Source organism: Rehaibacterium terrae (assembly GCF_014202935.1).
GTDB lineage: Bacteria > Pseudomonadota > Gammaproteobacteria > Xanthomonadales > Xanthomonadaceae > Rehaibacterium > Rehaibacterium terrae.
Map to the genome: position 1 here is coordinate 130,979 of NZ_JACHHX010000001.1, position 11,928 is coordinate 142,906.

Below are 11,928 nucleotides of genomic sequence, written 5' to 3' on the forward strand. Positions count from 1 at the left end.
CGGATCGGCCGCATGCACCCACGACTCCCGGTTTCGCGCGTCCGCCTCGCCGTCCTGCTCGGCGCGCTGGCGATGTTCGGCGCCTTCTCGATCGACACGATCTTTCCGGCCTTCCCGGCGATGGCCGCGGACTTCCGCGCCAGCAAGGTCGCCATGCAGCAGACCATCAGCGTCTATCTGCTGGCGTATGCGGCGATGAGCCTGTTCCACGGGCCGATGTCGGACGCGGTCGGACGCAGGCGGGTGATCCTGGGCGGGGTGGCGGTGTTCGTGCTCGCTTCGGTGGGCTGTGCGCTGGCTCCCGACCTGAACACGCTGCTGGCCTTCCGGGTGCTGCAGGGGCTGTCGGCGGGCGTGGGGCTGATCGTCGGCCGGGCGGTGATCCGCGATTGTCTGGACGGCGAGGACGCGCAGCGGTTGATGAGCCAGGTCACGATGATCTTCGGCATCGCCCCGGCGATCGCGCCGATCATCGGCGGCTGGATCCTCGGCTTCGCCGACTGGCCGGCGATCTTCTGGTTCCTCGCCCTGTTCGGCGCGGCGATCTGGCTGGCGACCGCGCGCTGGCTGCCGGAGACGCATCCACCGGCGCGGCGGCGCGCCTTTCATCCCGCGCAGCTGTGGCACGGCAACCTCGCCATGCTGCGCAACCGCGCCTTCCTGCGGCTGGCGCTGGCCGGCAGCTTCAATTTCGGCGCACTGTTTCTCTACATCTCGTCCGCGCCGGCCTTCGTGCTCGATCTGCTGGGGCTCAACGAGCAGCAGTTCGCCTGGTTCTTCGTGCCGACCATCTCGGGGATGATGCTGGGTGCGTACACCTCCGGGCGGATGGCCGGCAGGATCAGCGGGCCGCGGCTGGCCCGGCTGGGTTTTGCGGTCTGCGGCCTCGCGGTAGCGGTGAATGTCGGCTACAACCTGCTGGTCGGCGCGCCCGCGGCGCCCTTGGCGGTGCTGCCGATGATGCTCAACGCCTTCGGCATCGCGCTGGTGTTCCCGATCCTCACGCTGGCCATTCTCGACATGTATCCGCATCAGCGCGGCGCGGCGTCGAGCCTGCAGGCCTTCATCGGTCTGGGATTCAATGCGCTGATCGCCGGCCTGGTGTCGCCGCTGGTCAGCCACGGCGGCCTGGCGCTGGCACTGACCGCTGGCGGCTTCACTTTCCTGGCCTGGTGGCTGTGGTTCGGCTACATGCGGCGGCATCACGTCGTGCCCGGGCCGGTGGCCGAGGCGGCGGCACTGGAACCGACCGAGCGGCTGTAGCGCTTCGACGGACGAAAACGGCCGGCGGTTTCCCGCCGGCCGTTCGCACCGCATCGGTCGAGCCGGATCACCAGCCGCAGGTCTTGCCCCGGTTCTGTTCTTCCAGCCAGGCCTGCAGCGGGGCGAAGTAGTCGAGGATGGCGCTGGCGTCCATCTGTTCGCCACCGGTGAGTTCCTTGAGCGTCTGCTGCCAGGGCTGGCTCTGGCCCTTGGCCATCATCGCCCAATACTTCTCGCCGGCTTCCTTGCTGCCGTAGTAGCTGCACTCGTGCAGCGGGCCGGTGTGGCCGCTGGCTTCGCACAGCGCGCGGTAGAACTGGAACTGCAGGATGTGGGAGAGGAAGTAGCGCGTGTAGGGCGTGTTGCCCGGCACGTGGTACTTGGCGCCCGGGTCGAAGAAGTCCTCGCCGCGCTCGCCGGCCGGGGCCACGCCCTGGTACCTGGCGCGCAGTTCCCACCAGGCCTTGTTGTAGTCCTCGGGCCTGATCGAGCCGTCGAACACGCCCCAGCGCCAGCGGTCGATCAGCAGCCCGAACGGCAGGAAGGCGACCTTGTCCAGCGCCAGCTTGAGCTGGGCGTTGATCAACGCCTCACGGCTCTGCGCCGGCGCATCGACCAGGCCGATGCTGGACAGGTACCTGGGCGTCATGGCCAGCACGATGGTGTCGCCGATCGCCTCGTGGAAGCCGTCGTGCGCGCCGGACTGGAAGATCGGCGGCAGATGGTTGTAGGCCAGGTAGTAATAGATGTGGCCGAGCTCGTGGTAGATGGTGGTGAACTCTTCCTCGGTCGGCTCGATGCACATCTTGATGCGCACGTCGCCCTGATAGTTCAGGTCCCAGGCGCTGGCGTGACAGACCACGTCGCGGTCGCGCGGCTTGATGAACTGCGAGCGCTGGTAGAACGACTCCGGCAACCGGGGCATCCCGAGCGAGACGTAGAAATCCTCGGCGCGCTCGTTCATCGCCTTGGCGATGGCGAGATCGGCCTGGCGGCCCAGTTCGACCTGATCGGCGGCGGTGGCGGCGCGGCCGAGCGAGGCCAGCAGACGGTTGTATTCGCCGTCGCGCTGCGCCTTCAGGCGGCTGGAGACGTCGAGGCTGCCGACCCCTTTGTACGGCTCCAGCACGTCCCACAGGTTGCCCCACTGCTGCGCCCACATGTTGCCGGTGAGGTGGGCGGGGATCTTGCCGTCCACCGAACCCTTCTCGCCGTATTTCTCCTCCAGCTGGCCGCGCACGTAGCAGTGCAGCTGCTCGTAAAGCGGCTTGACCTGGCCCCACAGGCGGTCGGTCTCGTCGCGGAAATCGGCCGGGTCCATGTCGTAGCCGGCGCGCCACATTTCGCCGGCGTCGGCGAAGCCGAGCTCGCGCGCGCCCTCGTTCACCAGCTCGACGAAGCGGCGGTAATCGTCGCGCATCGGCACCGAGATGGTGTGCCAGCCGGCCCAGGCTTCGAGCTGGGCGTCGTAGTCGCGGCTGGTGGCGAGCACGCTCGACAGTTCGCCGATCTGCTTGCAGGTGCCCGGGTCGTCCGGGTCCGAACAGTACGTGCCGGCACCGTACATGCCTTCCATCCGGGTGGCGATCTGGGTCAGCTCCGCGAGTTTGGCCGGGTCCTTCGGTGCCGGCATGGCGGTGGCCAGCTTGAGCAGCTGGATGGCGCGCGCGGTCTCTGGCTTGAGCTCCAGTCCGTCGAAGCGCCTGGCCTCCTCGACGAACGCCTTGAGTTGCGCCAGGCTGCGCTCCTGCGCCTTGGCGGCGATCAGTTGCGAGTCGCTGTTGATGTAGGTCGAGGCCAGCCATTGTGCGGAGGCCGATTCGGGGTTCGTCTGCCGGAAGGTTTCGTTGACCCGGGCCACGAAGGCATCGGCCTCGGCTGCCGTGGCAGGCGGAGCGGCGTCCTTCGTGCAGCCGGCCAGCAGGCCGGCGGAAATGGCGAGGGCGAGCAGGGGGCGGTGCATTTTCACGGCGGGTTTCCTGGGGCGACGTGCGCCGGGGGTGGCGCTGGGAACCGGCAGGCTAGTGCGCGCGACGGGGGCGCGCAAGCCGTGGGCTTGCGCAAGTGCAGGGGCTTGTGGGCGTGGCCACGGCCGCGACCGGATGCCCGGGAACAACAGCAGTCTTTGGCCACGGATCTGCGCGGATAGACGCGGATAAGATCTTGAATCGGCTCCATCCGCGCTTATCCGCGTGGATCCGTGGCTGAATCTTCGCTGTTGTATCCCGGTCGCGGCTGAAGCCGCTGCTGCAGAGGGTCGAGGAGTTCGCCGGTCCCGGCGAGCAGTCCACGGGCGACGAGGAAGGCGCGGGCGTCCTCGGCGTCGTGTTCGAACCAGGCGCGCGCCGAGCCGAGGCGGAAGCTGTAGCCCCAGGCATCCATGTCGGCCATGAGCCGGTCGCGGCCGACGCCGGGCAGCCAGTCGGCCAGCAGGATCTGCAGGTAGCAGGTGGCGTCCTCCTCGGCGACCGAGTCGGTGGCGTCGGTGTGGACGGTGGCGCGACGTTCCGGCGGCAGCACGATCAGGTGGCAGGCCTCGTGCAGCAACGAATGCACCGGGGTGTCGGCGCGGGCTTGGACGGTGCAGCCGATCAGGCCGGCTTCGCTGTCGCCCCAGTAGCTGCCGGGGATCGGCTCGCCGTCGGCGACGCGGTGCAGTGTCAGCCCGTAGCGTGCGAGCAGGGCGGCGGGGGCGTCGAAGCCGATGTCATGCAGGCGCAGCACGGCCGGTTCGACCGGCGCGGGCGCGCCCATGGCCTCGTGGCGCGCACTTTGCGCACCCGACGTGGCCTCCGGGGAGTCGTGCGCAAAGCACACGCTACACGCTCCAGAAAAAGGCATCGTGCTCAGCTGTTGACGGCCGCGCGGGCTTCTTCCCTGTCCGGCAGCGCCACCGAGATGTCGAGCACGTCGTGGTCGCCGTCCTTGACCAGGTCGACCTTGACCGCGTCGACGTCGACGCTGACGTACTTGCGGATCACTTCCAGCAGCTCGCGCTGCAGCAGCGGCAGGTAGTCCGGACCGCCGCGGGTGCTGCGTTCCTGCGCGACGATGATGCGCAGCCGCTCCTTGGCGATGGAGGCGGTCTGCTTCTTGCCCTTCAGGAAATCGAAAATACCCATCGTCCCTCGCTCCTTAAGCGCCGAAGAGCTTCTTGAAGAAGCCCTTCTTCTCGGCCTGGGTGAAACGCATCGGGCGATCCTCGCCGAGCAGGCGGGCGACGGCGTCCTCGTAGGCCTGGCCGGCGTCGGACTGGTCGTCCAGGATCACCGGCACGCCGGCATTGGAGGCGTTGAGCACGTCGCCGGACTCCGGGATCACGCCCAGCGTCTTCAGGCCGAGCACCTCCTCGACGTCGGCGATGGAGAGCATCTCGCCCGCCTCGACGCGGGCCGGGCTGTAGCGGGTGAGCAACAGGAACTCCTGCACGCGCTCGCCGAGCTCGGCCTTGCGGGTCTTGGAGGCCAGCAGGCCGAGGATGCGGTCGGAGTCGCGCACCGAGGACACCTCGGGGTTGACCACGACCACCGCCTGGTCGGCGAAGTACATCGCCAGGAAGGCGCCCTTCTCGATACCGGCCGGCGAGTCGCAGACGATGTACTCGAAGCCGTCGTCGGACAGGTCGCGCAGCACCTTCTCGACGCCCTCCTTGGTCAGCGCGTCCTTGTCGCGGGTCTGCGAGGCGGCCAGCACGTACAGGTTGTCGAAGCGCTTGTCCTTGATCAGCGCCTGCCGCAGCGTGGCCTCGCCGTGCACGACGTTGACGAAGTCGTACACCACGCGGCGCTCGCAGCCCATGATCAGGTCGAGGTTGCGCAGGCCGACGTCGAAGTCGATCACGGCGACCTTCTTGCCGCGCTTGGCCAGGCCGCAGGCGAGGCTGGCGCTGGTCGTGGTCTTGCCGACACCGCCCTTGCCCGAGGTGACGACGACGATCTTCGCCTGGCGGGCCTGACCCGAAGCGGTGGTGGCCTCGGCGCGGTCCGGGAGTGTTTCGGTTGCGACGCCTTCGTTCATGGCAGTTCCTCGATCATGATCCTGTCGTTCTCCAGCCGGATCTGCACGGCCTTGCCCTGCAGCGCCTTGGGGAGCTCTTCGAGCACCTTGTAGTGCCCCGCGATGGCCACGAGCTCGGCGTGGAACTCGCGGCAGAAAATGCGTGCGCTGGTGTCGCCCTGCGCGCCGGCCAGGGCGCGCCCGCGCAGCGCGCCGTAGACGTGCACCGAGCCGTCGGCGATCACCTCGGCGCCGGCGCCGACGGTGGCGCAGACGATGATGTCGCGCCCTTGCGCGTAGATCTGCTGGCCGGAGCGCACCGGCAGGGTGTGCATGAGGCCGGGGCTGGCGGCCGGCGCAGCGGCGCGCGGCGCCGGTCGTTCGCGTTGCGGTGGCGGTTCGGGCGCGGGCGGCGGCGCGACGGCCGGCGCGGGTTCGCCGCGCTCGTACTGGGCGCGGAACTTGGCCAGCAGCGGCAGGCCCAGTTCGCGCGACAGCGCTTCGACCTCGCTGGTGCCGTAGGCCAGCGCCACCGGCAGCACGCCGGCATCGCGCAGGCCGTCGATCAGGGCGCGCGCGTCGCCGACCGACGGACAGCGGCTGAGCGCGCCGAAGTCGACCACCACCGCGGCGCGGGCGAAGAGATTGGGCGCGCGCTCGACGCGCTCGCGCATCTCTTCCACCAGCCTGGGAACATCCAGCGTGCGGACGCGCAGGTTGGCGATGCCCACCTGCCCGATCTTCAGTTCGCCGGCCTGTTCGTAGTCGGGACGGGCGGCCGCCATGCTCAGGTGCCGGTCGCGAGCGCCGGCTGGCGGCCGGGGAGGGGGCGGGTGGCGAGCCAGGGCTGCTCGGGCAGGCTCTCGCCGTAGGTGTCGCGCACCCAGGGCCAGCTGCACAGCTCCTTGACCAGCAGCGAGACGTGGCGCTCCACGCCCGGCATCAGCTGGCGACCGGCCTCGTGGAAGCCGAAGGTGCCGTGGAACAGCAGGGCGATGTCGTTGCCCGGCTCCAGGAACACTTCGCAGGCGATGCGGGGGCTGCGCACCTCGGCGAAGCTCTGCAGATCGGCGTAGAACACGCGGCCGAGGCCGGCGCCGCGACGCGAGCCGGCGACGACGATGCGGTCGATATAGATGAAGCGGTCGTAGTGCTGCTGGAACCAGCGGAAGTTGGGGCTGTCGTGGGGCGCGTCCTGGCTGAGCGCGATCAGGAAGCCGGCCAGCAGACCGTCGACTTCGGCGACACGGAAATACTCGGCATGATCGAAGAAGAAGCGGATCTTCGCGGCGTCCAGCGGAAGGATGGCGGCGCCGGCGGCGTTGTTCAGGGCTAGAACGGAATCCAGCTCGTGCTCGCGCACGTCGCGGATGACGATCGACATTCCTGTCTGTACTCCCGTGACGGGCGGCCGGGAGGGCCGCCACCGGTGCGGATTATGGCATGGCCGGCCGGGCGGCGGGGTGGTGGCGGGCGGGTGTTAACGCTCCGTTCGGACACGATCCGGCCCGGCGCGGCGTGACTTCCGGCCCCGTTGCGGCGCACGCGGCGCAGCCTATGATGCCCGCATGCTCGGGCGCCTCAGCCACACGCAGTTGCTCCGCTATGCCGGCCTGTTCACCTGGGCCATGGTGGGGATCCCGCTGCTGCTCAATTCCTGGTACTTCCCGGAAGAGGACGGTGCCGGCCTGCTGAGCGACGTGCGGCTGACCATGTGGGCGGCGGCCTATTTCGCCTTCGGTCTGAGCTACTGGCTGGTGACCCGTTCGCTCGGCGTGCGTCAGCCGCGCTGGTACGACGACGTGCTGCTGCTGGTGCTGACGCTCTCGGCCATCGCGGTGAGCCACTTCACCGGCACTGGCCTGGGCGGCGTGCTGCTGCTGGTGGTGGCCGGGGTGATCGCCTGGCTGCTGCCGCTGCGGCTGGGCGTGGCCTGGCTGATCCTGCAGCACGTGGCGCTGGTGCCGGCCTTCATGCAGGGGCTCGGCTTCACCCTGGTCGAGGCGGTGCTGCAGTCGGCACTGTACGCCGGCTATGCCAGCTTCGCCTTCGTGATCGGCCTGGTCGCCAAGCAGCAGGCGCAGGCGCGCGACGAGCAGCGCCGGCTCAATTCCGAACTGCGCGCCACCCGCGCGCTGCTGGCCGAGAGTTCGCGGATGAGCGAGCGGGTGCGGATCTCGCGCGAGCTGCACGACCTGCTCGGCCATCACTTGACCGCGCTCAGCCTGAATCTCGAAGTGGCCAGCCATCTGAGCAGCGGCAAGGTGCAGGAGCACGTGCGCCAGGCGCACACCCTGGCCAAGCTGCTGCTCACCGACGTGCGCGAGGCGGTCAGCCAGCTGCGCGACGAGGGCTCGGTCGAGCTCGCCGGCGCCCTGCGCACGCTGGTCGAGGGGGTCCCGGCGCTGGACATCCGGCTCGACGTGCCCGAGCAGTTCACTCTGGACGATCCCGAGCGCGCCCACGTCGTGCTGCGCTGCGCCCAGGAAATCATCACCAACGCCGTCCGCCACGCCGGCGCCAGCCGCCTCGATCTCAGCTTCAGCCGTGACGGTGGCGAGCTGCGCATCCGCGCCCGCGACGACGGCCGCGGTGCCGACGGCATCGCCCCCGGCCACGGCCTGCGCGGCATGCGCGAGCGGTTGGCCGCCTACGGCGGCAGCATCGACATCCATACCGCGCGCGGCGAAGGCTTCGCGCTCGACATCCGCCTGCCATTGGAGACTCCGGCATGATTCGCGTCTGTCTCGTCGACGACCAGAACCTGGTACGCCAGGGCATCCGTTCCCTGCTGGAGCTTTCCGACGACATCCGGGTGGTCGCCGAGGCTGCCGACGGCCGTCAGGCGGTGGAGCTGATCCCGGAGGTCAAGCCCGATGTCGTGCTGATGGACATGCGCATGCCGGTCATGTCCGGCCTGGAGGCGCTGCAGGCGCTGTCCAAGGCCGGCGCGCTGCCGCCGACGATCATTCTCACCACCTTCGACGACGATCAGCTGGTGCTGGCCGGCATCCGCGCCGGCGCCCGCGGCTACCTGCTCAAGGACGTGTCGCTGGACCAGCTCGTCTCCGCGATCCAGGCCGTGGCCGCCGGTGGCTCGCTGGTGCAGCCGGCGGTCACCCAGCGTCTGCTGTCGGGGCTGGAGCACATGCACAACGAGTTCGTCAGCCTGGACCGCCCGGACCCGCTGACCGAGCGCGAGACCGAGATCCTGCGGCTGATGGCCGGCGGCTTCAGCAACAAGGAGATCGCCAACTCGCTGGGCGTGGCCGAGGGCACGGTCAAGAACCACGTCTCCAACATCCTGTCCAAGCTCGGCGTACGCGACCGTACGCGCGCCGTGCTCAAGGCCTTCGAACTCAAGCTGGTCTGAGCCTGCACCGGGGCGGCTGCGGTGCCCGTCCGCGCGGCGGGCGGGCGCCGTTGCCGTGACCGCCGGCACGTTCCGGCGCCGATTTCGCGCCTTGCCCGGCTGCCCCTGTGCAGCCGCCGGCGAACTTCGGTTAGCATTGCTGATTCCGGCCGGCTGGCGGCACCCCCGCGCCCGTCAGCCGCTGCCGTTCCTGGAGAGATCCCGAATGACCCGCCTTCTCGAATTCATCGCCGCCATCCTGATCGTCGTTGCCCTGTTCGTGGTGGTCGCCCTGTTCCTGCCTGCCAAGCAGGCGATCGAGCACACCGCCGAGACCAACCGTCCGGTGCGGATCGTGTTCGACACCCTCAACGGCTTCAAGCGCTTCGCCGACTGGCATCCGATGCGCCTGCACGACCCGAACATCCGCTACACGATCAGCGGTCCGGACTTCGGCGTCGGCGCCCGCCTGGACTACGCCTCCGATCTCAAGCGCATCGGCTCGGGCAGCTGGGAGATCGTCGACAACCGCCAGGAAGGGCGCGTGCAGATGGTCCGCTACGCGCTGCAGAACGACGCCTACGGCGACAACAAGACGATGCGCTTCAACATCGAGCGCCGCGGTCGCACCACCGTCATCACCCAGCGCTATGACGTCGAGTACGGCTGGAACCTGCTCGGCCGCTACGCCGGCATGTACATCGCCCGCACCGTCGGCGAGGACATGAAGACCGGCCTGGCCAACCTGGGCGCCCTGTTCGCGACCATCCCGAACTACGACTACGGCAACCTGACCATCGAGACGGTCGAGATCCCGGCGCAGAACGTGCTGTACATCCCGACCACCTCCGAGCGCAACATCACCGCGGTCGAGACCGCGATGATCAACCAGCTCAAGTGGATCCGCCAGGTGATGGCGAAGAACGACCTGGAGGCCGCCGGTCCGTTCCGCCTGGTGACCACCAACTTCGGTACCGACGTGTACGAGTTCGACGTGGTCATGCCGGTGCGCAAGAAGGGCACCGGTCCGGCCGTCGCCGAGCAGCCGGCCGCCGACGAGAGTGTCGAAGGCGAGGGCGAGACGGAAGCGAAGCTGCGTCCTGGTGCCGAGGCGCTGCCGCCCGCGGAGGAGATCGATCCGGAATCGATCAAGCTCGAGGGCGAGGTGAGGTTCGGCCGCAGCTACGCCGGCCGCGCGCTCAAGACGGTCTACAACGGCCACCCGGCGGGTCTGCCGGTCGTCCGCGACCAGCTGCGCGCCTGGGCCGCGACCCGCGGCGAAGTGGTCCACGACCGCGCCTTCGAGGAGTATCTGCAGGACATCGAGGGCACGGCCGCCGAGGAAAGCCAGTTCAACGTCTACTGGCCGATCAGGTAAGCAAACCGCCGGTGGCGGCGTGAAGCCGCCACCGGCCATCGCGTGCGGCGGACGACTCGCGTTTCCCGCCGTGCGCCGTTTCCGGCGCCGCACGAGTGGCGCCGCACCGCGCGCGGTCGGGTTCCGTCCACGTTGCGGACCCCCGTCCATGCGGAACTTTGCCTGCCGTGCGCGGTAATGGTTACGGTCGCGTCGTCGCCCGATGGCGCGGCTTCCCGTCTCACCGTCACCAGCATCCAGCATCCAGGACGTGCGGCGATGATCGAAACCCATGAACTGACCAAGCGTTACGGCGGCAAGACCGCCGTCGACGGCATCAGCTTCCGGGTCGAGCCGGGCGAAGTGCTCGGCTTCCTCGGCCCGAACGGTGCCGGCAAGTCCACCACGATGAAGATGATCGCGGGCTTCCTCGCGCCCAGCGCGGGCACGGCCCGGGTCTGTGGTCATGACGTGATTGCCGAGCCGCTTGCCGCCAAGCGCGCGATCGGCTACCTGCCCGAGGGCGCGCCGAGCTATGGCGAGATGAGCGCCGGTGGCTTCCTGCAGTTCGTCGCCGATGTGCGCGGCCTGACCGGCGAGGTGCGCCGGGAACGCATCGGTGCGGTGGTCGAGCGGCTCGCGCTGGGGGGGGTGCTGCTGCAGCCGATCGACACGCTCTCCAAGGGCTTCCGCCGTCGCGTCGGCCTGGCGGCGGCGATCCTGCACGATCCCCCGGTGCTGATCCTGGACGAGCCCACCGACGGGCTCGATCCCAACCAGAAGCACGAGGTGCGTGGCCTGATCCGCGAGATGTCGCGCGAGCGCACCATCGTCATCTCCACCCACATCCTCGAAGAGGTCGACGCGGTGTGCACCCGGGCGGTCATCATCGCCGCCGGCAGGCTGCTGGCCGATGCCACGCCGGCGGAGCTGGAGCGGCGCTCGCGCTATCACGGCGCGGTGTCGTTCCGCACCGACGACACGGTGTCCGCGCGCGTCGCGCTGGAGGGTCTCGACGGCCTGCAGGCGGTCGAGGCCGATGCCGACAGCGGCAGGCTGGTGGCGATTCCGCAGCCCGGACGCGCGCTCGGCGACAGCGTGGCCGAGCGTCTGCGCAGCCGCCATGTCGCCTTCAGCGAACTGCAGATCGAGCGCGGGCGGCTCGACGAAGTATTCCGTCGCATCACCACGGGAGGGGCGCAGGCATGAGTCCGGTGACCGCTGTCTTCCGCCGCGAGCTGGCGAGCTACTTCGCTACCCCGGTGGCCTACGTGTTCATCGTCATCTTCCTGGTGCTCGCCGGCGCGACGACGTTCTACTTCGGCGGCTTCTACGAGCGCGGCCAGGCCGACCTGCAGCCGTTCTTCAACTTCCATCCGTGGCTGTACCTGTTCCTGGTGCCGGCGGTCTCGATGCGGCTGTGGGCGGAGGAGCGCAAGAGCGGCACCATCGAGCTGTTGCTCACGCTGCCGCTGACGATGTGGCAGGCCGTGCTGGGCAAGTTCCTCGCCGCCTGGGCCTTCGTCGGCATTGCGCTGGCGCTGACCTTCCCGATCTGGATCACGGTCAACTATCTGGGCGATCCGGACAACGGCGTTATCCTCGCCGCCTACGTCGGCAGCCTGCTGATGGCCGGCGCCTTCCTCGCCGTCGGCGCCTGTCTGTCGGCGACCACGCGCAACCAGGTGGTCGCCTTCATCCTCACCGCGGTGGTGTGCTTCCTGCTGCTGCTGGCGGGCTTTCCGCTGGTACTCGACGCGGTCCGCGCGGTCGCGCCGCAGGCGTTTGCCGACGCCATCGCCCAGCTGAGCTTCCTGACCCACTTCAGCGCCATCGCCAAGGGCGTGCTCGATCTGCGTGACGTGCTGTTCTTCGTGCTCACGATTGGTTTCTGGCTGTATGCCTGCACGGTCGTGATCGCCCTGAAGAAGGCGGACTGAAGGAGCCCACCGATGAACCG

Annotated in this window: 11 protein-coding genes and 1 pseudogene; 6 read left to right on the forward strand and 6 right to left on the reverse strand. The window is 69.1% G+C overall.

Features of this window, described 5'->3' with window-relative positions:
- Window positions 1–12 precede the first annotated feature (12 nt).
- Window positions 13–1,263 (forward strand): multidrug effflux MFS transporter, encoded by a 1,251-nt coding sequence (locus HNQ58_RS00520; protein ID WP_183946827.1) that lies wholly within the window; start codon window positions 13–15, stop codon window positions 1,261–1,263.
- Between the two features lie 67 nt (window positions 1,264–1,330).
- Here the strand turns inward: HNQ58_RS00520 and HNQ58_RS00525 are convergent, their stop codons facing one another.
- From HNQ58_RS00525 to HNQ58_RS00550, 6 genes and pseudogenes are all read right to left on the reverse strand, one after another.
- Window positions 1,331–3,232 (reverse strand): M2 family metallopeptidase, encoded by a 1,902-nt coding sequence (locus HNQ58_RS00525; RefSeq protein ID WP_425504129.1) that lies wholly within the window; start codon window positions 3,230–3,232, stop codon window positions 1,331–1,333.
- 311 nt (window positions 3,233–3,543) lie between these two features.
- Window positions 3,544–4,017: pseudogene (locus HNQ58_RS00530) on the reverse strand (hypothetical protein); the annotation flags it as partial.
- A gap of 92 nt (window positions 4,018–4,109) precedes the next feature.
- Window positions 4,110–4,385, reverse strand: coding sequence for a cell division topological specificity factor MinE (minE, locus tag HNQ58_RS00535; protein ID WP_183946828.1), 276 nt, complete (start codon window positions 4,383–4,385; stop codon window positions 4,110–4,112).
- 13 nt (window positions 4,386–4,398) lie between these two features.
- Window positions 4,399–5,280: a septum site-determining protein MinD gene (minD, locus tag HNQ58_RS00540; RefSeq protein WP_183946829.1), complete on the reverse strand. Its 882-nt coding sequence runs from the start codon at window positions 5,278–5,280 to the stop codon at window positions 4,399–4,401.
- Window positions 5,277–6,044 carry a septum site-determining protein MinC gene (gene minC, locus HNQ58_RS00545; protein ID WP_183946830.1) on the reverse strand — a complete coding sequence of 256 codons (768 nt, stop codon included), beginning with the start codon at window positions 6,042–6,044 and terminating at the stop codon, window positions 5,277–5,279. The genes minD and minC overlap by 4 nt, the downstream gene beginning before the upstream one ends.
- A 2-nt stretch (window positions 6,045–6,046) precedes the next feature.
- Window positions 6,047–6,643: a GNAT family N-acetyltransferase gene (locus tag HNQ58_RS00550; RefSeq protein ID WP_183946831.1), complete on the reverse strand. Its 597-nt coding sequence runs from the start codon at window positions 6,641–6,643 to the stop codon at window positions 6,047–6,049.
- A gap of 184 nt (window positions 6,644–6,827) precedes the next feature.
- Between HNQ58_RS00550 and HNQ58_RS00555 the strand changes: the two genes are divergently transcribed.
- The 5 genes from HNQ58_RS00555 (at window position 6,828) to HNQ58_RS00575 (ending at window position 11,908) form a co-directional block, all read left to right on the forward strand.
- Complete coding sequence (locus HNQ58_RS00555; RefSeq protein ID WP_183946832.1) at window positions 6,828–7,994, forward strand: sensor histidine kinase; 1,167 nt, start codon at window positions 6,828–6,830, stop codon at window positions 7,992–7,994.
- Window positions 7,991–8,632: a response regulator gene (locus HNQ58_RS00560; protein ID WP_183946833.1), complete on the forward strand. Its 642-nt coding sequence runs from the start codon at window positions 7,991–7,993 to the stop codon at window positions 8,630–8,632. Before HNQ58_RS00555 ends, HNQ58_RS00560 begins: the two co-directional genes overlap by 4 nt.
- 205 nt (window positions 8,633–8,837) lie before the next feature.
- The gene (locus HNQ58_RS00565) at window positions 8,838–9,989 is read left to right on the forward strand and encodes an SRPBCC family protein (protein ID WP_183946834.1); all 1,152 of its coding nucleotides are present in this window, start codon (window positions 8,838–8,840) and stop codon (window positions 9,987–9,989) included.
- A 258-nt stretch (window positions 9,990–10,247) separates the two neighbouring features.
- Window positions 10,248–11,177 carry an ABC transporter ATP-binding protein gene (locus tag HNQ58_RS00570; protein WP_183946835.1) on the forward strand — a complete coding sequence of 310 codons (930 nt, stop codon included), beginning with the start codon at window positions 10,248–10,250 and terminating at the stop codon, window positions 11,175–11,177.
- The gene (locus HNQ58_RS00575; RefSeq protein ID WP_183946836.1) at window positions 11,174–11,908 is read left to right on the forward strand and encodes an ABC transporter permease subunit; all 735 of its coding nucleotides are present in this window, start codon (window positions 11,174–11,176) and stop codon (window positions 11,906–11,908) included. The genes HNQ58_RS00570 and HNQ58_RS00575 overlap by 4 nt, the downstream gene beginning before the upstream one ends.
- Window positions 11,909–11,928: the final 20 nt, after the last annotated feature.

Excerpts from the sequence above, each read along its gene's own strand:
- minD (WP_183946829.1), bottom strand. The coding sequence starts at position 5,280 with ATGAACGAAGGCGTCGCAACCGAAACACTCCCGGACCGCGCCGAGGCC.
- HNQ58_RS00570 (WP_183946835.1), top strand. The coding sequence starts at position 10,248 with ATGATCGAAACCCATGAACTGACCAAGCGTTACGGCGGCAAGACCGCC.
- HNQ58_RS00520 (WP_183946827.1), top strand. The coding sequence starts at position 13 with ATGCACCCACGACTCCCGGTTTCGCGCGTCCGCCTCGCCGTCCTGCTC.
- HNQ58_RS00555 (WP_183946832.1), top strand. The coding sequence starts at position 6,828 with ATGCTCGGGCGCCTCAGCCACACGCAGTTGCTCCGCTATGCCGGCCTG.
- minC (WP_183946830.1), bottom strand. The coding sequence starts at position 6,044 with ATGGCGGCCGCCCGTCCCGACTACGAACAGGCCGGCGAACTGAAGATC.
- HNQ58_RS00560 (WP_183946833.1), top strand. The coding sequence starts at position 7,991 with ATGATTCGCGTCTGTCTCGTCGACGACCAGAACCTGGTACGCCAGGGC.
- minE (WP_183946828.1), bottom strand. The coding sequence starts at position 4,385 with ATGGGTATTTTCGATTTCCTGAAGGGCAAGAAGCAGACCGCCTCCATC.
- HNQ58_RS00550 (WP_183946831.1), bottom strand. The coding sequence starts at position 6,643 with ATGTCGATCGTCATCCGCGACGTGCGCGAGCACGAGCTGGATTCCGTT.
- HNQ58_RS00575 (WP_183946836.1), top strand. The coding sequence starts at position 11,174 with ATGAGTCCGGTGACCGCTGTCTTCCGCCGCGAGCTGGCGAGCTACTTC.
- HNQ58_RS00565 (WP_183946834.1), top strand. The coding sequence starts at position 8,838 with ATGACCCGCCTTCTCGAATTCATCGCCGCCATCCTGATCGTCGTTGCC.